Below are 23,967 nucleotides of genomic sequence, written 5' to 3' on the forward strand. Positions count from 1 at the left end.
TGAATTGGCGCGCAAACTGCGCCAAGGTGTTGGGCATGTTCGATTGGCCACTCATATTTGCCAGCCTGTTAGCTATCGGTGTGGCGGTGTTTTTGATCTACTGCTTTGCGGTGATGATTTTCGCCAAGCCAGACGGCAAACCTGTCGAGCCAACGGCTATCGACACGGTCGATATGCTGCCGTTCATGAACCACGACGCTGATTGATATCCCGCTCTCAAGGCCCAAAATCTGCGCGTCCGGAATCTATTCGGATGTAGCGCAGCCATGCTTATTTTCCGCATTCACTGGATGTTTTGGCATTGAATGCCTCGTTTCCACCGCCCCGATAGTGCTAAAAATTTGATCAGCAAGAAATAGAATTATTCTTAAAAACAATGCCCGAAACACAACATCACAAGAATGTAATTTAGTACATTTTATAACATCATTATATCATAAACAGACGCCACGATCAGCTCTATATCTTGCCATTGGAGATGCAGACCATGATCCACTCGACATCGAATACAGTCGCCTCGGGCGCACCGGAAGGCGGAGTTCGTGCGTTTGGCAATCCCGGCAGGCTTCAAGAATTGCAGGCCAAAGTCGAAGATGCCAAGCGCAAGGCTAACAACAGCTTGCGACGGGCGCAATCCGCGCCCAAACCGCATGTAACGACGAATTCCATTTTCGTGTCTCTCTACGAAGAGCATCTGCGCGACCGGGAATCGTTATTTTCATCATTGCGACAGCTTGATGATATGCGCAAAAATGCGAGTATCTGAGGCGACGTGCCCATGAACATGCTTTGCCGTGAAAGAATGACCAAGAATTACGATCAGCCAGAATACGCCGTGCCTTCTGCCGATATATCCCGGATGGCTTTGACCGAGGAGCTCGTTTCGCTGAGCCTTCGGCTTGAAGTTGATCGCGGTCCCGATCCGAGCCGTGCATCGATTACCGATAATGAGGTCGAGGAACTGGCCGATCAACTCTTTCACGAAGCAGGAGGCGATCCGCTTTGGGTTTTTGCCTATGGTTCCTTGATCTGGAAACCGGATTTCGATGCGGTGGACTCACGCGCCGGAACTGCGAGCGGCTGGCACCGGTCATTCTGCCTTCGGCTAACGCGCTGGCGCGCAACGATGGCACAGCCCGGCCTCATGCTGGCGCTGCGACCGGGCGGTAGCTGCAAAGGAATTGTTTTCCGGCTGTCCGATGAGGACCGCCTCGGACAATTGCGCAGAATGATCCGGCGCGAAATCAGTTCGATTGACGATGCCTATTCCATTCGCTGGGTGTCAGTCGACACCGAGGATGGACCTGTGCGTGCGCTCGTTTTCTGGGCTGGGCCGCGCGGAGACAGGCTTTCGGATAAATTGCCTCTGACGTCGGTGGCCCGACTGCTCGCGCGCGCCTGCGGGCATATGGGTTCCTGCGCCGAGTATCTCTATCTCACCGTCAAGCATCTGGAAGAAAAAGGCATTCGCGACCGCAATCTGTGGGAATTGCAGCGCCTGGTCGCCGAAGAGATCATCAGCATTTATTGCGAGGATATGCCCGTCCAGAACCTGGAACCGGCATAAGGGAAACCGCCTTAATCCTGATAAGCCAGACTATCGCTGAAATTGCCGCTGAAATTGCGCCCGGCTTCACGGGCGATATTGGCCACAAGCGTGATCAGGCGCGTTGCCGCGCTCTCCAGATAGATAGCGCTATAGCTCGTCGCCGGGAAAGCGGCATTGGTGTTCAGTACCTGTAGCTCGCCCGTCCTAAGCTCTTTCTGGATTACCACCGGTGGAATTACCGAAATCCCGACCCCTGCAGAAATCATGTTGATCGTCGTGGTGAGCGAGTTGGAATAGTGAACGGTCGCATCTTTCAGCCGTTCTTCCGTGAAATAGTTGATGATCTGCTGATAATTGTAGGAACCGCTCTCATAGGAAATGAGATTGCAGCCGAGCAGATCATCCCGTGACAGCACGTCCTCAGCCCCGCCCGGAAACTGATTGCTGCGCGATATCCAGAACATGCCGAAAGTACATATGTCGACGATACGCAGGTTAGACGTCGGTTCGGGTCTGATGGCGAAGACAATATCGAGCTCTCGCTGCTCCAGCTTCTGCACGATCCCTTTTGATGACGAGGTCGTGATCGAGATGCGGATTTGCGGGTAGCGCTGCCGGACAATATCGAGAATGCCCGGCAAGATGGTCATGGCGAGGCTCGGAACGATGCCGATCTTCAGCGTGCCTTCAAGCCCGTTCTGCGGGCTCAGGCTTTCCACCAGATCGTGGTAGCGGCGAACCACGTCACGCGCGCCCTCGACAAAAGCTTCGCCTTCCGCCGTCAGGTTGACGTCGCGGGCATCGCGGTCGAAGAGCCGGAAACCCAGTTCCTGCTCCATGGCGCCGATACGATTGGATATTGCCGCAGGCGTCATGTTGAGGCGAGCCGCCGTCGCCCGGAAATTACGCAGTTCCGACAACCAGATCACCGTTTCCAGAAAACGGATATTCATGGACGGGCATGTCCCTTCCCATTTCAATCACCCGCGCGCCTGCGTTTCTTGAAGTCCCTTATTGCGCTTCGGGCAACCAGATTCGTGCTTTCCTTCTAAGACACTTGCGGGGTGAAAATAAGCAAATAGTAATATCCCGCCCCACAAATGATAGGGGCCGGTTTAAACCGGCCCGTATCGGATCAGCTTCCCGCGTGGGCGAGAATTTTATTGGTGGCACCGGACACGTCACCGAGCTTGAGACCGGTCTTAACCGACGCCTCGCGCACCTTGCCCTTGTCCTGTATGTCGAGCGCACGCGAGGCGACCGCATTCACCTCGTCACGCGGCAGGACCAGAACCCCGCTCTCATCGGCCAGAATGGCATCACCGGGATTGACGACGACGCCGCCGCAAGAAACCGGAATATTGATGCCGCCGCCCAGATCATAGAGCCGGGTGGTGATGGGCGAGATGCCCCTTGCCCACATCGGAAAATCGGAATCCTCGATTTCCGTCAGGTCCGTGCAGGGACCATCCACGATGCCTGCGACAGCACCCGAGGCCTTCGCGGCTATGGTCACACCGCCACCCCAGCACGCATAGCGGTCGTCGCCCATCCGGTCCACCACCAGAATATCGCCGGGACGGAGCATTCCGGTCACGTGGTGAAGCAAGGTGGAATCCGGACCCGGTATGGCGATGGTGACGGCGGTGCCAACCACACGGCGCTTCGGGAGGAGCGGCTGGATGGAACGGTGCATGAAGCCAAAGAAGCGCCAGTGCCCGACGGTGGCCGTCTCGACCCCCGACAGAAGCTGGAGATCACCGGCAGGAATCTGCTCCGGCATGGGATTGATCGTGTACATATGGCGCCTCCTAAGCGCAGGCTTGCAACTGCTTGCCGATGCGGCGATGGCTGACCATGGGGATAAGCGAACGCACACGCTCGATCTGCGCGCGTTCGATGCGGGCCGTCACGAAGCCTACGCCATCGGATGCACGCGCCACGACATGGCCCCACGGATCGCAGACGAGCGAGTGACCATAGGTATGACGCCGCTCGCCGTTCGAAACCGTGCTGCCGGTCTGGCCACAGGCGGCAAAATAGGTCTGGGTTTCAATTGCACGGGCACGCGCCAGCACTTCCCAATGATCCTTGCCAGTTTGCAGCGTAAATGCGGCGGGAAGAACGATGACATCGGCACCGGCCTTTTCCAGTTCCAGATAAAGTTCGGCAAAGCGGATGTCGTAGCAGATCGCGCAGCCAATCTTGAACCCGTCGAGGTCATAGACGACGACATTCTCGCCCGGCTTGACGGTTGCGGATTCCTTATAGGCCGTCCCGTCCGGTCCGACGATGTCGAACATATGGATCTTGCGATAATGCGCAATCTCCTTGCCTTCACGATTGAAGACGAAGGTGGAATTGTAGATCCGCTTTTCGTTTGGAACCTTTTCCATCAGGGTTCCGGCATGGACGAAGACCTTATGCTCGCGGGCAAAATCCTGCGCCATCTTGTAGGCAGGACCTTCTGGAACGCTCTCTGCCGCGGCAAGCTTTTCTTCAGGAGTACCGCCATAATATTCGAAATATTCGGGCAGTACGATCAGGTCCGGAGAATCCGTGCGCACGGCATCTTCCATCAATCCCCGCGTAATGCGTAGGTTTTCTGCCTTGTCGGTCTGCGGGCTCGTTTGGATCAGGCTAATCTTCATTTTTTCCTCCAGCGAATGAGTGGGTATTCAGTTCAGGTAATCGTCAGGCAACCAGGGCTTCGCTTTTCAGCATGTTCACCGTCGAGACCATGCCCTGGCGAAGCGTCATGTTCTGTGTGGCGACGACCAGCATCGCGGCGCCCTCTTCCTGTGCGAAGCGTCGTTCGGCTTCGGTCCAGGCAGGCATGATCCATGGCTTTCCGGCAGCGCGTGCCGCCGCCGCACAACGGCGCAGATCGGCCTTGTCGTCATCATTGAAAGCGTATGCTCCCCGACCGCGCGCAAGCGCCAGATCCGATGGGCCGGGAAACAAGCCGTCGACCGTATCAAGCGCAATGATCTTCTCGACGTCGGCAAGGCTTTCCGCCGTCTCGATCATGGCGAAGCATTTGGTGCGCTTGTTCTCTTTTTCGAAGGCATCGGTCGCCGGGCGGGCATAGCCGAAAATGCGACCACCGGTATAAGAGCGCGTGCCGACCAGCGGATATTTTGCTGCTTTTGTCACCTGATGCGCATGGTCCACGCCGAGAATATGCGGAACGATGACGCCATCCGATCCGAAGTCCAGCGCCTGCTGGATGGCTTCCGGCGTCGGTGCCAGCACCTTGGTCAGAGTGGAGAGACCCTGCGCCTTGGTGAAAGCCAGAAACTGGTCCAGTGTCGACAGGTCGAAGGTTCCGTGTTCGAGTTCGAGAACGAAGGATGAGAAGCCGCAGGTCCGGGCAATTTCGAGATAGCTGAAATGCGGTTGCGACATCCAGAGAGCGATATTTTCCATGCTTGCAGTCACTTTCAGTTGGGAGGTTATTTGCCGATTGTGCGTGACAATCCGAGTGTGCGTTCGATGACGAAGATGATGAGCAGCGTGGCTGCGATCAGCACGACCGAGATGGAAGCGGTCATCGGGTCGGTGCGGCTTTCGACATAGTTGAAGATTTCCACCGGCAGCGTCGTCATGCGCGGTCCGGTGATGAAGAGCGAGATCACCACCTCATCGAAGGACAGAAGGAAGGACAAAGCCGCACTTGCCACCAGACCCGGCATCATCAACGGCAGGGTGATGCGACGGAACACGGTGAACGGCGATGCGCCCAGCATCGTGGCGGCCTCTTCGACCGATGGCGGCAAAGTCGAGAACGCCGTTATCATGATGCGGATGACGTAAGGGGTCGTCACGATCAGATGAGCGATCACAAGGCCCGTAAATGTGCCGAGCAGTTCCAGCCTCACGAAGACCAGCAGAATGGCAAGGCCAAGCACGATGGACGGCAGAAGCAGCGGCGCGGTAAAGAGGTTCAGCACTGCTTCGCGTCCACGGAACTGATATCGGCGGATCGTATAGGCCGCCGGAATGCCTGCCAGAAGCGACAGGACGGTGACGACCGATGCAATGCCGAGGCTGATCCAGAATGCCTGAATGAGCGTTTCATGATGCAGCATTTCCGCATACCACCGCACACCCCAGCTCTGCGGCGGAAAAGTGAGATAGTTGTCGTTGCTGAACGATAGCGGCACGACGACCAGAATGGGGGCCAGCAGGAACAGATAGAGCAGGCCGACCAGAAGGCGGAATGGCAATGAAGTTGAACCAATCATCTCGTTTCTCCTTTGCCAGTCAGTCGATACGACGTGCGATGCGGGAATAGACCATCAAGGCGAGACCGAAGATGATCAGGACAATGACGGAGGTTGCGGCGGCACGCGGCCATTCAAGCTGGATCACAGCCTGATCGTAGATTTCCGTCGCCAGCAAAAACACGCGCCCGCCGCCCAGCAATTTCGGCGTGATGAAGGAGCTGATCGCCAGCACGAAGCAAAGCAGGCAGCCAAGTGCGATACCCGGCAAGGTAAGCGGCAGGATGATCCGACGAAACCGCGTGAAGGCATTGGCGCCAAGGGATGCCGCAGCCTCCTCAAGCGAGGCGTTCAGACGCCCGAAACCGGCAATCAGCGACAGCGCCATATAGGGGATCAGGATTTCCACCATGCCGATGAATACGCCGAGCGTATTGTTGACGAGCCTGATGGGGGAGGAAATGATGCCGAGATTCATCAAGGCTCCATTGACGAGCCCCTGGTCGCCGAGAAGCACCATCCAGCCATAGGTGCGCACCACGCTGCTGACGAGCAGCGGCGAGACCGTCACCACGAAAAGGAAGTTGCGCCAGACCGGCGAAACACGATGCAGGAAAAGCGCTATTGGATAGGCGCAAACCAGCGTTGCCAGCGTGATGAACGCGCTCAGCCAGAGCGAGTTGAACACAAGCCCCCAATTGAAGCTGTCGGTGAAGAAATTGATGTAGTTTTCGAACGTGTAGCGGTCTGTCAGGACGCCACCGCTTTCGCTCTGCAGGAAGGATATTTGAGCCAGATGCGCAACCGGCGCGATGAAGGCGATGAGATTGATCAAGGCCATCGGCAGAAGCAGCGCAACTGCTACGAGACTATAGCGCCTGCGTCTCGATGGCTTTGCCGGAATAATATCGGTTGATGTGATCGCTGTCATGACATCAGCTCCCGAAAACCAGCATATCTTCCGGTTTCCATTCGCACAGCAGCCGGTCACCGGTATGGAACGCATGTCCCGCGCTGGCGGTCGGTACTTCCACTTTCAGGCAAGCGCCCTCGATCTCGATGTCGTATTGAACGATATCCCCGATATAGGTCGTGCGCTCGACCACGCCGTGCGCGCTGTTGGTCACGACACTGACAAGATTGCGATCGCGGTTGGGCGTGAGATTGATGCGATGCGGACGAATGGCAATCTGCCCTGAGCCGCGCGACTTTCCATGCGTGTTGCAGCGATAGGTGCCGCTGCCCAGCCGACAGACATTTTCGTCGACGATCTCGCAATCATGGACATTGGCGCGACCGACAAATTTGGCCACAAACAGGGAGGACGGCTTTTCATAGATTTCTTCCGGCGAACCGAGCTGCGCCAGCTTGCCGCTATCCATCACGCCGACGACATCGCACATTGTGAGCGCTTCGACCTGGTCATGCGTAACGAAAACCGTGGTGATGTCGAGGCGCTTCTGGATCTCGCGGATTTCGATCCGCATGTCGTCGCGCAGCTTCGCATCCAGATTGGACAGGGGCTCATCCAGCAGAAGAATGCGCGGGCGAATGACCAGCGCACGTGCCAGCGCCACGCGCTGCTGCTGACCACCAGACATTTCCTTGGGCTTGCGCGACCCATAGCCGGGAAGCCGCACCATTTCGAGTGCTTCCTCGACCCGCTTCTTCGCCTCAGCCTTGCCAACCTTGCGCATATCGAGACCGAAAGCGACATTTTCGGCCACGGTCATATGCGGGAACAAGGCGTAGTTCTGGAAAACCAGACCGATATCGCGCTGATGGGGCGGCCTGTGCGAAATATCGTTGCCATCGATCAGGATGTTGCCGTCCGAGATCGATGCGAGACCGGCAATCATGCGCAAAGTTGTCGTCTTTCCGCAACCGGATGGGCCGAGGAGGCCGAGCAGTTTTCCGCGCGGCAGATCGAGATGAAGGTCGTCCACTGCGCGGTAATTGTTACCGTAGAGCTTGGTAAGAGCCTTCAACTGTAGAAATGAGTTTTCTGCTACCATATCGAAACCTGTGAGGGGTCGTTGCCGCCCCGGAGAAACGGGGCGGAAGCGTGAATTTCAGGGTGAGGTAGGGATTTAACGACCAGCCGGAATGATCTGGCGGCGCCAGGGATTGAGCAGCTTGTCGCGCATATCGCCGATTGTCATCCAGTTGACAGGAATGAGCTTTTCGCGCTGGGCCGTATCCATGTACGGGATGCGCTTCTTCGTTTCGTCGTTCACATCCGCTTTCGTGTTCGATGGCGCATAGAACATGATCTCGGCGAAACGGGCCTGCGCCTCGGGGCTTATCGCGTAATCGATGAATGTCTTGGTTGCATCCATGTTCTTGCCGTTGGCAATCGCACTGATGACATTCACCTGTGCAGCCGTACCTTCCTTCGGTCCAACTGACTGAAGCTTTCCGCCGGTCTGGTCGAAGTAGAACTGGGCGCGGGCATTATAGCCGATGGACAAGGTCGCCGTGCCGTTTGCAACCAGCGTATAGGCATCGGGCTTCGGTTCCCACGTCTGCACGGCAGGCGCCAGCTTTACCAGCTTGTCGACACCCGGTTCCACGGTCTTCGTATAATCGTCTTCACCTGCAAGGCGGTTCGCGATGATCGTCAGCAGGATGGCTTGAATATCGCCGCCGCCCTGTGCCGGGATGATGACCTTGCCGCTTTGCTGTTTGTCCCAGAGCGCTTCCCAGCTAACCGGTGGACTTTCCGCAAATGCATCATGATTATAAAGAAGCGAAAGCGTGTCATATGTAATGGGAATTGCGGAACCAGCGAGTTCCTTGCCGAGATCGGCGACATCCGCATAATTTTTGAGCGATGCCGGATCGAGCTTTTCGACCAGCCCTTCCTCATCGGCAATCTTGGCGACCGAAAGGTCATAAATGACCGCATCCGTCTGCGGTGAGGATTTCTGGGCGCGCATATTTCCGAGCGATGTCGCTGCATTCTGCACGCCGTAATAGGTGACCTTGATGTCGGGATGTTCCTTCTGGAACGGTTCGATGACGGCCTTGACGTAATTGTCCTGGAATGCGCCGCGATAACCCATCACGGTGATTTCCGCAGCATTGGCCGCGAAAACAGTCATTGCCGAAACACTGAACGCTAAACTTGCCAGAAAAGCCGATTTTCTGTTGATCGAACGTGCCATCAGTCACTCCCCTTTTGTTTGAGGATAAGGTGAAGAATGGTGGCCGGAGCGTCCAACGACTTATTCTGTCCGCCTGTTCGATTTTGCTTTATGCCTTTGAATTTCCCGGCTTTCTGCTCCCGAATGACAAGCGGCGAGACCGGGATGATGCAAGCTGAATATCAGGCGTGATGAAATTGTAATCCGTTGCCTGTTTTTTGAGCAGACATTCTCCGCTTTCTGTTGCGCAAATCTTGCCCGCTCGGTCGCATTTGCCGTTTCCACCTTAAAAATGCGCCAAATTCGAAACTGGCACGCTCCTTGCTTCTATTAAATCGAACACCGAGCCGCGCGACACCGCATGACTTGTGGTGATTGATCAACCGAGGATGACAGAGAGACTAGCGATGACCAAGTACAAGCTCGAATACATTTGGCTCGATGGATGCACCCCTGCTGCTGGCCTGCGCGGCAAGACGCAGATCAAGGAATTCGACGCTTTCCCTACGCTTGAGCAACTGCCGCTCTGGGGCTTCGACGGCTCATCTACGATGCAGGCCGAAGGCCGCAGCTCCGATTGCGTCTTGAAGCCGGTCGCGATCTATCCCGATCCTGCGCGCAAAAACGGTGTTCTCGTGATGTGCGAAGTCATGATGCCGGATGGCGTCACCCCGCATCCGTCCAACAGCCGCGCAACCGTCCTTGAAGACGACGATGCATGGTTCGGTTTCGAGCAGGAATATTTCTTCTACAAGGATGGCCGTCCGCTGGGCTTCCCGGAACAGGGTTTCCCTGCCCCGCAGGGTCCCTATTACACCGGCGTCGGCTACAAGAATGTCGGCTCCATCGCCCGCAAGATCGTCGAGGAACATCTTGATCTCTGCCTCGATGCCGGCATCAATCACGAAGGCATCAATGCGGAAGTGGCCAAGGGCCAGTGGGAGTTCCAGATTTTCGGCAAGGGCTCCAAGAACGCCGCCGACCAGATCTGGATGGCCCGCTATCTCCTGCTTCGTCTTTGCGAACAGTACGAAATCGATATCGAATTCCATTGCAAGCCGCTCGGCGACACCGATTGGAACGGTTCGGGCATGCACTGCAACTTCTCGACCAAATATATGCGTGAAGTGGGCGGCAAGGACTATTTCGAAGCGCTCATGGCGCAATTCGACAAGAATCTGCAGGATCACATCGACGTTTACGGCCCGGATAACCACATGCGCCTGACCGGCAAGCATGAAACCGCCCCATGGAACAAGTTCTCCTACGGCGTTGCCGACCGTGGCGCTTCGATCCGCGTTCCGCACGCGTTCGTCAGGGATGGATATCGCGGTTATCTGGAAGATCGTCGCCCGAACTCGCAGGGCTGCCCATACCAGATCGCTTCGCAGGTTCTGAAGACGATTTCCGAAGTCCCGACCTCGGAAGACGAAGCACTCGCTGCTTAATTTCTAGAGCATGTCTCCCGAAGTGGAAACCGGTTTTGGGGATAAAGACATGCGTAAAAACAAACAGATAGAGCATTTCCAATGATTCAATCAAAACAGGAAATGCTCTAGACGAACGGCCTGCTTGAAAAATTCAGCAGGCCGTTTTGCTTCATTCTCGCGAAACTGCAGACAACAAAAAAGGCCGGGGCGAAAACGCACCGACCTTCCTGATCATCGCTTTCCTACCAGTGCCAGTACATCCGTGGTCAAAAGCATCAAGCGATGAAGGCTATTGCGAGCGACAGACGCGTTCCAGCGCTCTTAAGCAATGCCTATGACAGCCATATAGGTGCACATCTTGTTCAAAACAAGGTCGTGCAACAATTTAGTTCGCAGCAGCCTAATCTAGCTTTTTCCCTTCCCGCGCAAGGCCGAAGCACTCGAATAGTTCCAGAGCGACTTGTTGCTTGAGGAAACAGCGATTGCACCCTGTGTCATCGCTGTACCGACATCGCTTTCGTTGCAGATGAATCCTGACGCCACGATAGGCGGCAGGCGGCGCTTGTCCTCCACGGAGAGATAGCCCAGCATCGGCGATGGCATGATCTGCACCAGATTGGGTGCGCTTTGCGAGATCGCCTTCAGGCTGCGGGGCCATGTGGAGCGGTCGGTAACAAAGACCTTCTGCATGGTCAGAAGGCCGCATTGCGCGGCCTTCTGGATTGTTGGAACGCGGGTCGACAGCAGCACCGAAATGCCTATCTCGGCCAGGAACTCGATGGCTCCCTTATCCTGCGACAGGCCTTCGCAACTGTCGATGTTCAGAACGATCAGCTTGTTGCTTTTCTTCAGCGCATTCAGCACTTCAGCCACATGGCGCAGTGCGATGTTGGCGACGATGCCAACTTCCGCCTTGCTGTCCAGAAATGCCTGAAGATTGTCCACGCCGTAGAGCGTTGCCATGACTGGCGCCCGCAAAAGCCGCTCGCCGATCGTTCTGTCCAATGTCATTCCATCATTTTCCGTCTCTTGGCATGTCGAGCGAAAGTCCGAGCTTGCCGGGGTTAAGCAGGTTGTCCGGGTCGAGCGCCTTCTTCACCGTTTCCAGCAGCGGAAATGCCGATCCCAGAGCGTCCTTCATGTAAGGCGCGCGAAGCAGTCCGACGCCGTGGTGATGGCTCAATGCTGCACCATACTTGATTAGAACGGCATTGGCAGCATCCCATGCAGCACGATACCATTCAGCGCGTTTTTCCACGTCCACGTCACCGCGCAGCGAGAAATAGAGGCAGGCGCCATCGACATAGGCATGCGACTGGTGCGCCGAACCGGCCAGCGTGCCCGGAACCGCGTTGATGGCAGCGACCACCTCGTCGTAGATCGCAGGCAGATCGCGCCAGCATCCGGTCATTTCCAGCGTATCGGCAACAAAGCCGGGGCTGCGCTTGAAGCCCTCGGCGCTCTTGCCGGTCAGATAGCGCGTATCGAGCCACTTCTCGAAGATCGCATCGCCATCGAGCTTGTCACCGAGCTCGGCACAAACCCTTTCGCTGATCGCCATAACGGCATCGACCATTTCCTTCGCGCCTTCATCGGCGATCAGCAGCACGTTGCTTTCCGGCAGGCCGAACTGCACACCGCTTTCCAGCTCGTCGTAAAGACGCAGTGCTGCCGGATTGGCACCGCCCTGCATGATACGACGGCAGGCTTCCAGACCGATGCCGAAGCTCTTGAACCCATAGGCGATAGCGCGGGCATAGTCCGGCAGGCGATGCAGTTTCAGGCGCGCCTTCACGATGATGCCGAGCGTGCCTTCCGAACCGATGAAGATCTGCTGCAGATCGGGGCCAATCGCTGCGCGGGCATAGTTTCCAACCGTCACCAGCGAACCATCGGCCAGCACGACTTCCATGCCGTAGACCATATCCTCGATCTTGCCGTAGCGCGTGGAAAGCTGGCCTGCGCCGCGGCAGGCGATCCAGCCGCCCACGGTGCTGATACCGTATGAAGACGGCCAGTGCCCCATGGTCATGCCAAAGTCGCGCTGGATCGTTTCCTCGAAAATATCGCCGAACATGCCAGCTTCAACTTCAACGATCTGGCTGTCCGCATCAAAGCTGACAAGACGGTTGAGATTGCAGACATCGAGAACGATACCGCCGCGCAGCGGCAGCGCCGCGCCCGTAACGTTGGAACGCCCGGCAGAAACGGTAACCGGAACCTTGGCTTCATGCGCAAGGCGCATGACGGCCTGAACCTGCTCCACCGTCGAAACGCGAACGAACACGCCATCAACCGTTGCAGGCTTTCCGCCCGTTTCCGCAACCATCGTGCGCGCCCACCAGTCGCGGGTGCTCACGACGACATCTTCGCGCGCGGTCAGAACTTCGTCCGCAACGCCCTGCAGCTTCTCGACGAGAGCAGCATCCACCGAAACGGCGTTCTGGGCCAGTTCGGCCTCGGTGCCGATTTCCTTGATGCTGCCAGCATAATGCGGCTGGGTCGGGGCGCCGACGACATAATTTCCGCGATTGTAACCGCGCTTGATGGCTTCCTTGCTGATCATGTTCAGTTCGCTCCTGTGAGAATGGATTTTTCTTTTTCGGTCGCGGCCACATAGGCGGCGACCTGACGGTCGATTTCGGCCTGGCGAAGACCAAGTTCCTCACCCAGCAGGGCGCCAACCTTTGCGGCAGCGCGGGCGGAGGCATCGCGCGCCATCAGGCGGGCACGCATACGACGCGACAGCACGTCATCGATGGTTCGGGCAAGTTCGTGCCGGGCGGCATAGACGACTTCGCCGCCGGTATAGGGCAGTCCTTCCACCACCGGTTCGGCAAGCTCAGGACGAGCGGCCATCAGATCGCTGACAAAGCGCGATTCCGTACCGTAACGTTCGCCCAGATGCGCTTCCATGCCGCCGGAAGCCACGATTGCCTGCGCGTCATAACCGGCAGCGCCCAGCAGAAATGCCTTTTTCGTGGTACAGCGACGACGATCGCCGAGAACTTTCGCCGCAGCATCCACCGTCTGTTCGGCCATATGGCGTGACGTCGTCAGCTTGCCGCCCACAATCGTGACAAGGCCATCCGGCGCAACATGCACGGAATGGTCGCGTTTGACGTCCATGGTGCTGCCGCCTGACGAAGCGGCCACCAGCGGACGGCACCCGGCGATACTGCCGACGACATCATCCGGCGTCAGGTCGATATTGAGCGCGCTGCATGCGCCCTCGATCAGAAAATCAAGCTCGCGACGCGTGCAATGCACATCATCGAGGTCGCCCTGATAATCCTCATCGGTCGTACCGAGATAGGAGACGTTGCCCCAGCGCGTGATGGTCGCGCGGCGGCTGCGCCCTGGCACCGGCACGGTCACCGTGCAGTCATTGCGGATTTTCAGCCAGGGGATCGCCACGTGAACGCCCTTGGCGGGGCGCACATGCAAAGGCTTTTCGCCATCCTTGCCAAGCCCCATCCAGTCCCGCAGCCATACGCCTGTCGCCATGATGACGGTCTTGGCGCGCACCCGGATTTCCTTGCCTTCGACGGTATGCACGATAGCGCCGTCGACCCGACCCGAGCTGCGGGTAATCTCGGCTACCTTCGAATGGTTGAGGACCGTCGCCCCATAAAAACCGGCGGAACGGGCAAGCGCCAGCGTCAGGCGCGCATCGTCGACGCGGGCATCGAAATACATGAGGCCGCCACGCAGATATTCGTCCTTGAAGGTCGGGCAATGCGCCAGCACTTCGGCAGCGGTCAATTTCTGATGCAGAATGCCTTCGCGCCAGCCGCCAGCCAGATCATATGTCCAGAGCAGGCCTTCAAACGCCTTGGCAAAGCGTGAATCGAACACACCATCCCGTTCCAGAATGGGGAACAGGAAAGGCAAGCGCTGCACCAGATGGCTGGCATTGCGGCGCAGGCGCTGGCGCTCCAGCAGAGAGTGACGAACCAGGCCAAGATTGCCCTGCTCGATATAGCGCAAGCCACCATGCACCATCTTGGAGGATTTCGATGACGTGCCGGATGCAAAATCATCCTTCTCGACCAGCGCCACACGAAAGCCGCGCAAACTTGCGTCAAAGGCGCAATAAGCACCTGTCACACCGCCGCCGACGATCAGAATATCGTAGGTTTCAGTGGCAAGACGGTCTTCCTGTTCCGACCGGTTCAGCCGCAGCGGCTCGGTGCGGATCATCCGGGCGCGATCCTTGTCCGCGCGCCGGGAGCGCAGATTCAGCATTTCAACTCCTGTTTATTCATAATGACCGGATCGGACGCGTGCGACTTCCTCATCCGTGAGGGAGTGCCATCGCGCTCTACGGTCCTGTCTTTCCGCTTCGCTGGTCTTGGGGATGAAAAGATTGCCTTCGGGCAGCGTGGCGCGGGCTTCCGCAAGGTCGCTCCACAGCAAGCCATCGCTGCCTGCCAGAAACGCGGTGCCCCGCAGGCTCGCGCGATCCTGATCCGCCATGCGCCTTACTGGCACACCGCTAAGATCAGCCTGCAATTGCAGCAGCGTATCGCTGGAGGAAAGCCCACCGCCTGCCACCACTTCCCGCACAGGAACGCCAGCCACTTCCGAGCTCGCCTCCGCACAGGAAACGACCGAATGGGCAATGCCTTCCAGAATGGCATGAGCAAGATGCGCCCGGCTGTGTGCCATCGAAAGCCCGGTCAGCGATGCCCGGCCATCCGGAACGATATTCGGCTGGCGCAATCCCGTCAGGGTTGGCATGAAGAACAGGCCGTCGGAAGACGGCACGGTTGCAGCCAGTTCGCTGATTTCCCTGGCATTCTCGAACCAGCGCATTTCATTGCAGAGCCAGTTGAGCGCCGATCCTGTTGTGGCGGCATAGGTCTCGACCGCGAAATGCGAGAGGTTCTCGCTCCGCCAGGCCGTCATGGTGAAAGTTGCTTCATAGAGGCCGGGATTTTTCGGCGTCTGCTTTCCGATCACAAGATCAACGAAGCTGCCCGTGCCATGCACGCACATGGCCTGCCCCGCATCGTGACAGCCAAGACCGACAAGACCGCCGAGCTGATCGCCGCAGGACGCCTTGATCGGCACGCGGATACCCAGAATATCCTGCCGCGTATAACCGAAATCGTCAGCGTCCTGTTTCAGCTCGGGCAGCAGCTCCAGCGGAAAATCCTGCGCCTCTACCCAATCGGTGAAATAGCGATGCTCACCGAGAATATAGGCACCGGCAGAGGTCGCATTCGTCGGCGTGGTGACGGCTTTGCGTTCTTCCGACAGGTTCCAGAGCAACCAGGTGTCGACGGTGCCGAAAGCAAGCCTTTTTGCCTTCCATGCCTCGCGCACGGCGGGCGTTTCCTGCATGTGGCGCGCCGCCCACAGATAGATCGCCCGTCCGCCGACAGGACGCCCGGCAAGCGACACGAGTTTCGCGTCCCATATGGCCCCAAGCGGCTTCAGCTCTTCGGCATAGCGCGAATCCTGCCAGACCATGGCCGGGACCAGCGCCCGACCCGTTTGCGTATCCCACAGAACGCCGGTTGCGCGCTGCGTGGCGATTGCCATTGCAGCGATTTCCACGCCAGCATCACGCGCCGCAGCAATCGTCTTGCCGCAGACTTCGATGGTCTTTTGCAAAAGAACATCGGCGTCCTGTTCCACCACGTTATGACGCGGGGAAGAGACGGCAAGCGTCGTGTAATTGACGGCGGAGACCGAACCGTCGGCCGCGACAAGCGCGGCCCTGGTTCCGGACGTTCCTTCATCAATGGCCAGAATGGCCAGTTTGCGTCCGTTCACATTATCCTCCGTTGTTACCGATCGCCTTCGAACTGCGGCGCATTCGGCTCGTCATCCGGGCTGACCTTGGTACGGGTCGGGTCCCACTGAATGACCGAGCAGATGATGCAGGCAATCAGCGGAACGACCGACAGGATCAGGAACGTCGGGCCGAGGCCGTAGTTCTCGCGGAAGAGCGGGAAAACCAGCAGGCCAAGCGCCGCGCCCATGGCGCCGAGGGCGCCGATGATGCCGTTGGCGCCTGCACGCAGCTCGCTGCGGAACGAGAGCGACGAAAGGCTCTTGCCGTTTGCTCCCGGACCACCGGAATGGAACAGGATGAACAGCGAAGGCACGATCACAGCAAGCCAGGTCGGCATGGTGTCATGGAACAGGCCCATGATGACCAGCATGACGAAGACCGCGCCAAAGCCGATTGCCGAAGCCTTGCGCAGGCCAAGTACACGCCCGATGACCGGCGAAGAGAAACCGCCGATGATGCCGAACACGTTGAACACCAGCGTGCCCAGCATGGCATAGAGGAAATCCTTGCCGAACAGCGCCGCGCTGATGAGCGGCAGATACCAGCCCACGGCAAAATACTGGATCGACTGCCCGATCTGGACCGTCGCGGCAAGAATGGTGCGCGGCAGATAGATGCCACGGAAAATCAGGGCGACATTGGCAATGCCGCGGCGAGCCTGATTGAGAACCGGCAAACGGTCTTCCGGCAGGGCGGCAACGAAATCACGCTGATAGATACGGGTCATCGCACGGGCGGCCTCTTCCAGCCTTTCCTTGCGGGCAAGCCAGATCGGGCTTTCAACCATGAACACGAGCTGCAGCATCATGATCGCGAAAGCGAAGACACCGGTTGCCGCGACCGAATAGCGCCAGATCGAGTCACCTACATCCCAGCTATAGAACAACATGGCCAGAAGCACGTTTGTACAAACGGCTGTGTACCAGATGCCCTGCCAGGTGTTGAGACGGCTGCGCAGACGTGCCGGTGTGAATTCGGCGAGCACAGCCATGGCGATGGCAAAATCGATGCCGTAGGCGGCACCCACGAAGAAGCGCCCCATAAGAATAACTTCATAGGAATGGGCCGTCATCACCAGCACCGCGCCGATGAGCGCGATGAACTTTGCGAAGACCAGCGGGCGCATGCGGCCCCAGCGGTCGGCGATCCAGCCACCAATCGGATTGAATGCAATCGCTACCCACGAAGCGAAGGATGTCATCAGCGCGACCTGCGCCGCATCCAGTCCCAGATCGCGTGTCATAGGCCCAAGGCCTGCGCTCAGCGCCGAATTGGCGAAGGCATCAAGGAACAGGCCACCGAGGGCAAGCCACCAGATAATACCGGCGCGGCCTCGAATACCGTCATTCGCATCAATGTAGGAAATAATATCCGGCACGCCCCTCAGGGCTATTTTACTACCGTGCATTACGGCGTCCTCCCAACGTCGCTAAGACATCTGCAAGAGGACTTATCCGGATTCCAGACACAGCAAGACCACCCTTGCAGATGGTCTTAAATCTTCAGTCTGCATTTATGGTTATAGACGGTTCGGACAGCTTGTCAATCCACACATACGCTGACTATCCACACCCAGACTGGCCACACCCAGACTGGGAAGGCAGCGCCGAATGACCGGCGCCGCCTCGCAAAGCTTCAAGCCACGTTCAGAACGCTTTCGGGCGCAAAAGCTTCATAGCCGAGCGCTTCCGCGACCGGTCTGTTGGTTATGCGTCCCTTGTAGACATTCAGGCCATTACGCAGATGCTTGTCCTCGGCAATTGCCCTCAGACCACGATCGGCAAGCGCCAGACCGTAATGAAGGGTCGCATTGTTAAGGGCGTGGGCAGAAGTCACGGGAACGGCACCCGGCATATTGGCCACGCAGTAATGGACGATCCCGTCCACTTCGTAAGTCGGATCGGAATGTGTCGTGGCATGCGAGGTCTCGAAGCAGCCCCCCTGATCGATAGCCACGTCGACGATAACCGCACCCTTTTTCATGCCGGACAACATTTCATGGGTGACAAGCTTCGGCGCTGCAGCACCGGGGATGAGCACGGCGCCGATGACGAGATCGGCAGAGAAGACTTCGTCTTCCAGCGCCTGAATGCTGGAATAGCGCGTGTGAACGCGACCGGCGAATATATCGTCGAGCTGGCGCAGACGCGGCAGCGAGCGATCAAGAATGCATATGTCGGCGCCAAGGCCCGCTGCCATTCTGGCTGCATGAAGCCCAACGACACCACCGCCGATGATCGTGACTTTTGCCGGAAGTACGCCGGGCACACCGCCCAGCAGAATGCCAAGGCCGCCATTTGCCTTCTGAAGCGCTGTCGCACCGGCCTGTATCGACAGGCGACCCGCCACCTCCGACATCGGCGCGAGCAACGGCAGTCCGCCGCGATCATCCGTTACGGTTTCATAGGCAATTGCCGTTACGCCGGAGGCAAGCAGCCCCTTCGTCTGTTCCGGGTCAGGCGCAAGATGGAGATAGGTGTAGAGAAGCTGGCCCTCACGAAGCTGCACCCATTCGGCGGGTTGCGGCTCCTTGACCTTCACGATCATGTCGCACTTCTCGAAAATGTCTTTTGCAGAAGCGGCAATTTTCGCGCCAGCCGCGATGTAGCTGGCATCATCGGCACCAATACCGGCGCCTGCCTTTGTTTCAATCCAGACTTCGTGGCCATGAGCCACATATTCACGAACTGCGGCGGGGGTCAGTCCGACACGATATTCATGGTTCTTGATTTCCTTCGGGCAACCGACACGCATAAGCGTTCCTCTCATTTTTTGCCCACTTGCCGTGGGTCGTTGTCGATCCGAAAATGAGAACACCTGCGGCTCGCAATGTCCTTGCAAAGAAGATTTGCCCGTCCCGTCTTTTTGGTGAATTATTGCGCAAGCGATCCTCTTTTTCGAAGGTTCTTCGAATGAGCAATCTTGATCCTATCGATCTTGCAATCCTCAGGACATTGCAGGGCAATGCACGCATCACCAATGCAGACCTTGCGGAAAAGGTTGGATTGTCGCCTTCCGCCTGTTCGCGCCGCCTCGATATTCTTGAAAAGAGCGGTGTGATTGCGGGCTATCACGCCCGCCTTTCCCAGAAGGCGCTCGAGTACCGGATGATTGCGATTGTCCATATTTCGCTCTCGGGGCAGTTCGCCAAAACGCTGGCCGAATTCGAGGCGGCGGTGAAACGCTGCCCCAACGTGCTGGTCTGCTACCTCATGTCGGGCGAATATGACTATATTCTGCGGGTTGCGGCGCGCGATCTGGAAGACTATGAGCGCATCCATCGCGACTGGCTTTCGGCTCTTCCACATGTTGTGAAGATCAATTCCAGCTTTGCCCTGCGTGAAATTATCGACAGGCCGAATGTCGGGCTCTAACTGTTTATTTTGACGCGCATCTTTTCCGAAAACCGTTTCACACTTTTCAGGATGCGCTCTAGATTGAACTTTTCGAGTCCCTGATCGTTGGAGCCATGCTGCAGTTCACCAGAAGAGTTTTGCAAGAGGCCGGTTGGGGGCTGCCCGTCTCGGTCGCCTTGCATCTGATGCTGGCATTGCTGTTTCTGGTCCGCCTTCCGGAGCTTCCCTCGCCCGCTGCCGAACAAAGCGTCAATGTGGAGCTGGTTCAACCGCCGCCCCCTGAAAAGAAGCCGCAGCCAAAGGCACCAAAGACACCGGAACAGGCCGCTCCTCCACCGCAACCACAGGCGTTCGAGTCCGCGGCAGCTAAACAGGAAGTGAAATCGCCGCCAGAGCAGGACCTGCCGCCCACGACACCTGAAGAGACGCAAAAGCCGGACGAGCCCTCCGAGGCTGATGCGGCAACGGATGCTGAGCAGGCTCGGGAAGAACCGTCTGCAAAGGAAGCCCAGCCTTCCGAACAGCTTCTTCAAACCCAGAAGGCATCCGAAACCGGTCAGATCGCGGTATCTGAAGAGCAGAAGCCCCAAACATCGCAAGAAAAGCCAATTCCCGCCGAAAAAGCTCAAACGGCACAGGATCAGAAAGCCAACGCTCCCAAACCGGCCACCCTGGCCAAAAAACTGACACGAGCGCGCGAAATCTATTCGAAGGACGCCATGTCCGATCCTCGTGTAAAACAGGCGCTGGGCAAGCTCGCGCCCAAAGACCGGACCATCCAGATATGCGGTATCGAGGCGCTCGAACAGGTGCGCCGCCATCAACCTGGTGCATTTCCAGATATGCTCGCACGTGAAGGGGGTTCCGTTTCAGCAACTGGCCTGACGGTCAGCGACGGCGCCTTTCGTAGCAAGCGCAAATGGTATGCTATCGATTTCACGTGCAAGGTCGATGCGGAAACGATGGTGATCGACACTTTCAGCTACAATATCGGACGGGCCATTCCCGAAGGAGAATGGGCCAGAAGGCAGCTTCCAAGGGATTAGCATCAGCGATTTCAAACTGCCCTTTGCACGGCCCAAATGAACATGCCTGTAGCCGCAACAAGTGTTGCAACGCACCACACTTCGGGCTTTAGTAGGAACCGCACACCTTCCCCATGGAGATTTTCGCTGCGCGGCATTGATTTCAGCTCCTGGCAAAGTCTGACAGCCACTTTGTTGGGCCTCGCACTTTTTACGCTGATCGGCGTTGGCATCCGTCTGCTTATGATGTTGACGATACAACAGCGACGCGAGCGCATGAATCGCCAGATCAACGAACGGCTGAAGACACTCATCGCTGCCTATAAGACGCTTGGCGGTTCGTTTACGGGCGACCTTTCGGTCGATCCGCGCCATTTGCGGGAGTTACGGCATCCACCGGAGACGGAAGAAGCCGAGACGGTGGAGATCGTTGCGCATTCCGAGCGCCGCCGGCGTATTCGCGATTCTGTCGAGGCGGCGCTTTCGGATGTTCTTCTTCTGGGGACGGAAGAGCATGTAAGGCTTGCAGAAAAGGCGGCCCGCGAACTGGTGGCAGGACACCCGGTTCATACGGGTGAGCTGGTCGCGTCATTACGCAGTTTCATTCGAACCGCCCTTGATCTCGATCCTATCCCGCTCGACCTGCAAATCCCGTCTCAGGGCCCGACACGACCATCCAGCGGCAGCGGACGCGGCAAGGATGACCGCGCGAAGGGCGAAGGTGGGAAAGGCGGTGGCGGCATGGGAATGGGAGGTGGCATGGGCGGCGGTATGGGGCTTGGAAGCACCAGCGACGATGATACGGCATCGGGACATCGAACATGAAAATGTCGTCTATGCGATGTATCATCATCCTGTCATTTTCAAACCAGAGCGCACTCCGAAAAGTGCGAAGCGGTTTTCGGAAAAAGATGCGCGTAAAAACAAATGGATAGAGCATTCCCGATGATTCAATCAAAACAGGAAATGCTCTGGACAGCATAACTGAAATTCAAGGAGACTGGCATGACTGTGCATTTTGCCCCGCAACTGACCGTGTGTGGAATTCAGGAACTACCCGAACAGCGGACGCGCAAAGTCACCCATGTCCTTTCGCTGGTCGATCCGGACCTTCCAGAGCTGGATGCGTTTCAGTCTTTCGAACAACACCATCGTGTGACGCTGCGTTTTCACGACATAATCAATGCCGCCGACAACCACACAATGCCGACGCCCGATCACGTGAACGCAATTCTCCAGTTCGGCTCGGAATTTCAGAGCGCACAAAACCCGCAAGCGCCGAGCCATCTGCTGGTCCATTGCCATATGGGCGTATCGCGCTCGACCGCAGCCATGGTTTCCCTTATGGCACAGGCCAACCCGAATGAGCCTGCTGAAAGCCTCTTCACCCGTCTGGTCGCCATTCGTCCGCAGGCCTGGCCGAATTCCCAGATGATCGGCTTTGCCGACGAACAACTTGGACGTAGAGGCGAACTGACGGCCGCATTGCGCAAGCATTACGGACGCCAGATCGAGCGTAATCCCCAGTACAGCGAATGGATGACGACACTGGGACGTCAGGCAGAACTGCAGATGGCGCTGCGGGACTGACTCAACCCCTCAAATCGTGGTCGGCCATCGACCGTCTTGTTCAGTTCGAACCTTCTTCCCCGGCAAGTTTCGTGACCTTGCCGGGAGGCGTCAGCGGTTCGGGGACCGGAACGCCGGTATGCAGTTGATCAAGGCCTGAATAAAGATCACCCTGCACCTGTGCCGTCAGCCGTTCGGCATCGCGCAGACGAATATCGCGTAGCGTATCCTCTGCCAAACGTTCATCCAGACCAAGCTCACAAAGCGCCTCCTTTCCGAAAAGAAGCGCGGATTCGAATGTTTCACGCAGTTCAAAATCCACGCCTGCTTTCAGCAACTCGATGGAATGTGTGCGATCATAGGAGCGCACCATGAGCTTTGCCGCCGGGAAATGGGGCTTGACCAGCTCTACGATCCGATTGGCCGTTTTCCGGTCATCCACGCAAATCATGATAACCTCCGCCTCATCGGCACCCGAATGATGCAGGATGTCGAGGCGCGATCCATCGCCATAAAATATCTTGAAGCCGAACCGGCCCGCTTCACGAATACGGTTGGGATCGGACTCGATAATGGATACATCCGATCTTTGGGCCAGAAGCAATTGTGCCGCGATTTGTCCGAAGCGTCCGAAGCCGATCATCAGTACCCGGCCTTTGAGATGATGCGCGGATTCAACACCTTCAAGCGACGGTGCTTCCGCACGCAGAAGCCGCCCCCCCAAAAGCAGCACGAATGGTGTCACCGCCATCGACAGAATGATGACCGTCGAAAACAGGGCGTTGTCTCGCGCTGAAATCAACCCGTTACCGAATGCCGACGTATAGAGCACAAAGGCGAATTCTCCGCCCTGCGCAAAGAGCAGTGTCCGTTCGAGCGCCGAATGATGGCTGGAGCCGAAAATACGGGCGACGGCATAGATGCCGATTGCCTTTGTAACCACATAGGCGACAAGGAAGATGAGAACCGACGGCCAGTCCGATGCAACCACGCCAAGATCGAGCGACATGCCGACTGCCAGAAAGAACAGCCCCATCAGGAGCCCCTTGAATGGCTCGATGTCGCTTTCGATCTGGTGCCGGTAACTGGAACCGGACAGCATGACTCCGGCCAGGAAGGCACCCATTGCCATGGAAAGTCCACTCGCTTCCATCAGCAGGGCAGCGCCAAGCACGACGATCAAGGCGCCAGCCGTCAGAACCTCGCGCGCCCTGGCACGGGCCAGCAAGGAAAAGAACGGATCAAGCAGCCAGCGCCCCACAGCGACCAGCAGCACAATGGCGCCAATGGCTATCGCAATACCCAAAATTCCGCCGGATTCATGCTGGGAAGGCGAAAGAAAGGCGACGAGCGCCAGCAGCGGCACGATCATCAGGTCTTCAAGCAGGAGGATAGAGACGGCCTTCTGACCGTCCGGCGTGGCGATTTCCCCGCGCTCCTGCAATATCGACATGATGACGGCAGTGGAAGACAGCACGAAGCCTGCACCCGCGATCAGGGCGGTTATCGGAGACAAGCCCAGAAGAACGCCCGCTCCGGTCAGGAGGGCGATGCAGCTTAGAACCTGTGCAAGACCGAGACCGAATATCTGCTGCCGCATTGTCCAGAGCTTGCCAGGACGCATTTCAAGCCCAATGACGAACAGGAACATGACGACGCCAAGTTCGGAAAAATGCAGGATCGTTGCGGGGTCGGTGAAGAAGCCGAAAACCGAAGGCCCCACCAGAGCACCGGCGGCAAAATACCCCAGCACGGAGCCCAGACCCAATTTTCGAAACAACGGCACCGCCACGACACCGGCGGCGAGCAGAACCACAGCAGGCCCGAGTGTCTGTCCAAGTCCCTCAGTCGCCATAAGGT

The 23,967-nt window shown here is 57.5% G+C and carries 23 protein-coding genes; 8 read left to right on the plus strand and 15 right to left on the minus strand.

What is annotated here, in order from left to right; genetic code table 11:
• The first annotated feature begins 35 nt into the window (after positions 1–35).
• From ACYSN1_RS21015 to ACYSN1_RS21025, 3 genes are all read left to right on the plus strand, one after another.
• Positions 36–206 carry a hypothetical protein gene (locus ACYSN1_RS21015; protein ID WP_176038254.1) on the plus strand — a complete coding sequence of 57 codons (171 nt, stop codon included), beginning with the start codon at positions 36–38 and terminating at the stop codon, positions 204–206.
• A gap of 281 nt (positions 207–487) precedes the next feature.
• Entirely contained in the window at positions 488–766 is a 279-nt protein-coding gene (locus ACYSN1_RS21020; RefSeq protein ID WP_461727455.1) for a hypothetical protein, read from the plus strand.
• Between the two features lie 36 nt (positions 767–802).
• Positions 803–1,567, plus strand: coding sequence for a gamma-glutamylcyclotransferase (locus ACYSN1_RS21025; protein ID WP_461727480.1), 765 nt, complete (start codon positions 803–805; stop codon positions 1,565–1,567).
• Positions 1,568–1,578: 11 nt separating this feature from the next.
• On the opposite strand, the gene ACYSN1_RS21030 is transcribed toward ACYSN1_RS21025, so the two are convergent.
• From ACYSN1_RS21030 to ACYSN1_RS21065, 8 genes are all read right to left on the minus strand, one after another.
• A complete protein-coding gene (locus ACYSN1_RS21030; RefSeq protein ID WP_461727456.1) occupies positions 1,579–2,502 on the minus strand; it encodes a LysR family transcriptional regulator in 924 nt (307 codons plus the stop codon).
• A gap of 182 nt (positions 2,503–2,684) precedes the next feature.
• Positions 2,685–3,350 (minus strand): RraA family protein, encoded by a 666-nt coding sequence (locus ACYSN1_RS21035; protein WP_105543871.1) that lies wholly within the window; start codon positions 3,348–3,350, stop codon positions 2,685–2,687.
• A gap of 10 nt (positions 3,351–3,360) precedes the next feature.
• Positions 3,361–4,200 carry a carbon-nitrogen hydrolase family protein gene (locus tag ACYSN1_RS21040; protein WP_461727457.1) on the minus strand — a complete coding sequence of 280 codons (840 nt, stop codon included), beginning with the start codon at positions 4,198–4,200 and terminating at the stop codon, positions 3,361–3,363.
• Positions 4,201–4,243: 43 nt separating this feature from the next.
• Positions 4,244–4,978 carry an aldolase/citrate lyase family protein gene (locus ACYSN1_RS21045; protein ID WP_461727458.1) on the minus strand — a complete coding sequence of 245 codons (735 nt, stop codon included), beginning with the start codon at positions 4,976–4,978 and terminating at the stop codon, positions 4,244–4,246.
• Between the two features lie 26 nt (positions 4,979–5,004).
• A complete protein-coding gene (locus ACYSN1_RS21050) occupies positions 5,005–5,796 on the minus strand; it encodes an ABC transporter permease (RefSeq protein ID WP_461727459.1) in 792 nt (263 codons plus the stop codon).
• A 19-nt stretch (positions 5,797–5,815) separates the two neighbouring features.
• The gene (locus tag ACYSN1_RS21055; RefSeq protein WP_461727460.1) at positions 5,816–6,706 is read right to left on the minus strand and encodes an ABC transporter permease; all 891 of its coding nucleotides are present in this window, start codon (positions 6,704–6,706) and stop codon (positions 5,816–5,818) included.
• Positions 6,707–6,710: 4 nt separating this feature from the next.
• Positions 6,711–7,790, minus strand: a complete 1,080-nt coding sequence (locus ACYSN1_RS21060; protein ID WP_109988053.1) for an ABC transporter ATP-binding protein — start codon at positions 7,788–7,790, stop codon at positions 6,711–6,713.
• Positions 7,791–7,865: 75 nt separating this feature from the next.
• Positions 7,866–8,942 carry an extracellular solute-binding protein gene (locus ACYSN1_RS21065; protein WP_461727461.1) on the minus strand — a complete coding sequence of 359 codons (1,077 nt, stop codon included), beginning with the start codon at positions 8,940–8,942 and terminating at the stop codon, positions 7,866–7,868.
• 386 nt (positions 8,943–9,328) lie between these two features.
• On the opposite strand from ACYSN1_RS21065, the gene ACYSN1_RS21070 reads away from it, so the two are divergent.
• Complete coding sequence (locus tag ACYSN1_RS21070) at positions 9,329–10,369, plus strand: glutamine synthetase beta-grasp domain-containing protein (RefSeq protein ID WP_176038240.1); 1,041 nt, start codon at positions 9,329–9,331, stop codon at positions 10,367–10,369.
• A gap of 387 nt (positions 10,370–10,756) precedes the next feature.
• Here the strand turns inward: ACYSN1_RS21070 and ACYSN1_RS21075 are convergent, their stop codons facing one another.
• The 6 genes from ACYSN1_RS21075 to ald form a co-directional block, all read right to left on the minus strand.
• On the minus strand, positions 10,757–11,362 hold the full coding sequence (locus tag ACYSN1_RS21075; protein ID WP_461727462.1) for a glycerol-3-phosphate responsive antiterminator: 606 nt from the start codon (positions 11,360–11,362) through the stop codon (positions 10,757–10,759).
• Positions 11,363–11,366: 4 nt separating this feature from the next.
• The gene (locus ACYSN1_RS21080) at positions 11,367–12,917 is read right to left on the minus strand and encodes an FAD-binding oxidoreductase (RefSeq protein WP_461727463.1); all 1,551 of its coding nucleotides are present in this window, start codon (positions 12,915–12,917) and stop codon (positions 11,367–11,369) included.
• A 2-nt stretch (positions 12,918–12,919) separates the two neighbouring features.
• The gene (locus tag ACYSN1_RS21085) at positions 12,920–14,599 is read right to left on the minus strand and encodes a glycerol-3-phosphate dehydrogenase/oxidase (protein ID WP_461727464.1); all 1,680 of its coding nucleotides are present in this window, start codon (positions 14,597–14,599) and stop codon (positions 12,920–12,922) included.
• A 12-nt stretch (positions 14,600–14,611) separates the two neighbouring features.
• Positions 14,612–16,135, minus strand: a complete 1,524-nt coding sequence (locus ACYSN1_RS21090) for an FGGY-family carbohydrate kinase (RefSeq protein WP_461727465.1) — start codon at positions 16,133–16,135, stop codon at positions 14,612–14,614.
• 14 nt (positions 16,136–16,149) lie between these two features.
• Positions 16,150–17,565 carry an MFS transporter gene (locus ACYSN1_RS21095; RefSeq protein WP_461727466.1) on the minus strand — a complete coding sequence of 472 codons (1,416 nt, stop codon included), beginning with the start codon at positions 17,563–17,565 and terminating at the stop codon, positions 16,150–16,152.
• A 227-nt stretch (positions 17,566–17,792) separates the two neighbouring features.
• On the minus strand, positions 17,793–18,911 hold the full coding sequence (gene ald, locus ACYSN1_RS21100) for an alanine dehydrogenase (protein WP_461727481.1): 1,119 nt from the start codon (positions 18,909–18,911) through the stop codon (positions 17,793–17,795).
• 158 nt (positions 18,912–19,069) lie between these two features.
• On the opposite strand from ald, the gene ACYSN1_RS21105 reads away from it, so the two are divergent.
• From ACYSN1_RS21105 to ACYSN1_RS21120, 4 genes are all read left to right on the plus strand, one after another.
• Positions 19,070–19,531: an Lrp/AsnC family transcriptional regulator gene (locus ACYSN1_RS21105; protein WP_461727467.1), complete on the plus strand. Its 462-nt coding sequence runs from the start codon at positions 19,070–19,072 to the stop codon at positions 19,529–19,531.
• Positions 19,532–19,626: 95 nt separating this feature from the next.
• Entirely contained in the window at positions 19,627–20,559 is a 933-nt protein-coding gene (locus tag ACYSN1_RS21110; protein ID WP_461727468.1) for a DUF930 domain-containing protein, read from the plus strand.
• A gap of 36 nt (positions 20,560–20,595) precedes the next feature.
• A complete protein-coding gene (locus ACYSN1_RS21115) occupies positions 20,596–21,363 on the plus strand; it encodes a hypothetical protein (protein ID WP_461727469.1) in 768 nt (255 codons plus the stop codon).
• 180 nt (positions 21,364–21,543) lie between these two features.
• Complete coding sequence (locus ACYSN1_RS21120) at positions 21,544–22,128, plus strand: tyrosine phosphatase family protein (RefSeq protein ID WP_461727470.1); 585 nt, start codon at positions 21,544–21,546, stop codon at positions 22,126–22,128.
• Between the two features lie 40 nt (positions 22,129–22,168).
• Here the strand turns inward: ACYSN1_RS21120 and ACYSN1_RS21125 are convergent, their stop codons facing one another.
• On the minus strand, positions 22,169–23,962 hold the full coding sequence (locus tag ACYSN1_RS21125) for a monovalent cation:proton antiporter-2 (CPA2) family protein (RefSeq protein ID WP_461727471.1): 1,794 nt from the start codon (positions 23,960–23,962) through the stop codon (positions 22,169–22,171).
• Positions 23,963–23,967: the final 5 nt, after the last annotated feature.

The organism is Brucella sp. LJL56 (assembly GCF_054871705.1).

Excerpts from the sequence above, each read along its gene's own strand:
- ACYSN1_RS21015 (WP_176038254.1), top strand. The coding sequence starts at position 36 with ATGTTCGATTGGCCACTCATATTTGCCAGCCTGTTAGCTATCGGTGTG.
- ACYSN1_RS21020 (WP_461727455.1), top strand. The coding sequence starts at position 488 with ATGATCCACTCGACATCGAATACAGTCGCCTCGGGCGCACCGGAAGGC.
- ACYSN1_RS21025 (WP_461727480.1), top strand. The coding sequence starts at position 803 with ATGACCAAGAATTACGATCAGCCAGAATACGCCGTGCCTTCTGCCGAT.
- ACYSN1_RS21030 (WP_461727456.1), bottom strand. The coding sequence starts at position 2,502 with ATGAATATCCGTTTTCTGGAAACGGTGATCTGGTTGTCGGAACTGCGT.
- ACYSN1_RS21035 (WP_105543871.1), bottom strand. The coding sequence starts at position 3,350 with ATGTACACGATCAATCCCATGCCGGAGCAGATTCCTGCCGGTGATCTC.
- ACYSN1_RS21040 (WP_461727457.1), bottom strand. The coding sequence starts at position 4,200 with ATGAAGATTAGCCTGATCCAAACGAGCCCGCAGACCGACAAGGCAGAA.
- ACYSN1_RS21045 (WP_461727458.1), bottom strand. The coding sequence starts at position 4,978 with ATGGAAAATATCGCTCTCTGGATGTCGCAACCGCATTTCAGCTATCTC.
- ACYSN1_RS21050 (WP_461727459.1), bottom strand. The coding sequence starts at position 5,796 with ATGATTGGTTCAACTTCATTGCCATTCCGCCTTCTGGTCGGCCTGCTC.
- ACYSN1_RS21055 (WP_461727460.1), bottom strand. The coding sequence starts at position 6,706 with ATGACAGCGATCACATCAACCGATATTATTCCGGCAAAGCCATCGAGA.
- ACYSN1_RS21060 (WP_109988053.1), bottom strand. The coding sequence starts at position 7,790 with ATGGTAGCAGAAAACTCATTTCTACAGTTGAAGGCTCTTACCAAGCTC.
- ACYSN1_RS21065 (WP_461727461.1), bottom strand. The coding sequence starts at position 8,942 with ATGGCACGTTCGATCAACAGAAAATCGGCTTTTCTGGCAAGTTTAGCG.
- ACYSN1_RS21070 (WP_176038240.1), top strand. The coding sequence starts at position 9,329 with ATGACCAAGTACAAGCTCGAATACATTTGGCTCGATGGATGCACCCCT.
- ACYSN1_RS21075 (WP_461727462.1), bottom strand. The coding sequence starts at position 11,362 with ATGACATTGGACAGAACGATCGGCGAGCGGCTTTTGCGGGCGCCAGTC.
- ACYSN1_RS21080 (WP_461727463.1), bottom strand. The coding sequence starts at position 12,917 with ATGATCAGCAAGGAAGCCATCAAGCGCGGTTACAATCGCGGAAATTAT.
- ACYSN1_RS21085 (WP_461727464.1), bottom strand. The coding sequence starts at position 14,599 with ATGCTGAATCTGCGCTCCCGGCGCGCGGACAAGGATCGCGCCCGGATG.
- ACYSN1_RS21095 (WP_461727466.1), bottom strand. The coding sequence starts at position 17,565 with ATGCACGGTAGTAAAATAGCCCTGAGGGGCGTGCCGGATATTATTTCC.
- ald (WP_461727481.1), bottom strand. The coding sequence starts at position 18,911 with ATGCGTGTCGGTTGCCCGAAGGAAATCAAGAACCATGAATATCGTGTC.
- ACYSN1_RS21105 (WP_461727467.1), top strand. The coding sequence starts at position 19,070 with ATGAGCAATCTTGATCCTATCGATCTTGCAATCCTCAGGACATTGCAG.
- ACYSN1_RS21110 (WP_461727468.1), top strand. The coding sequence starts at position 19,627 with ATGCTGCAGTTCACCAGAAGAGTTTTGCAAGAGGCCGGTTGGGGGCTG.
- ACYSN1_RS21115 (WP_461727469.1), top strand. The coding sequence starts at position 20,596 with ATGAACATGCCTGTAGCCGCAACAAGTGTTGCAACGCACCACACTTCG.
- ACYSN1_RS21120 (WP_461727470.1), top strand. The coding sequence starts at position 21,544 with ATGACTGTGCATTTTGCCCCGCAACTGACCGTGTGTGGAATTCAGGAA.
- ACYSN1_RS21125 (WP_461727471.1), bottom strand. The coding sequence starts at position 23,962 with ATGGCGACTGAGGGACTTGGACAGACACTCGGGCCTGCTGTGGTTCTG.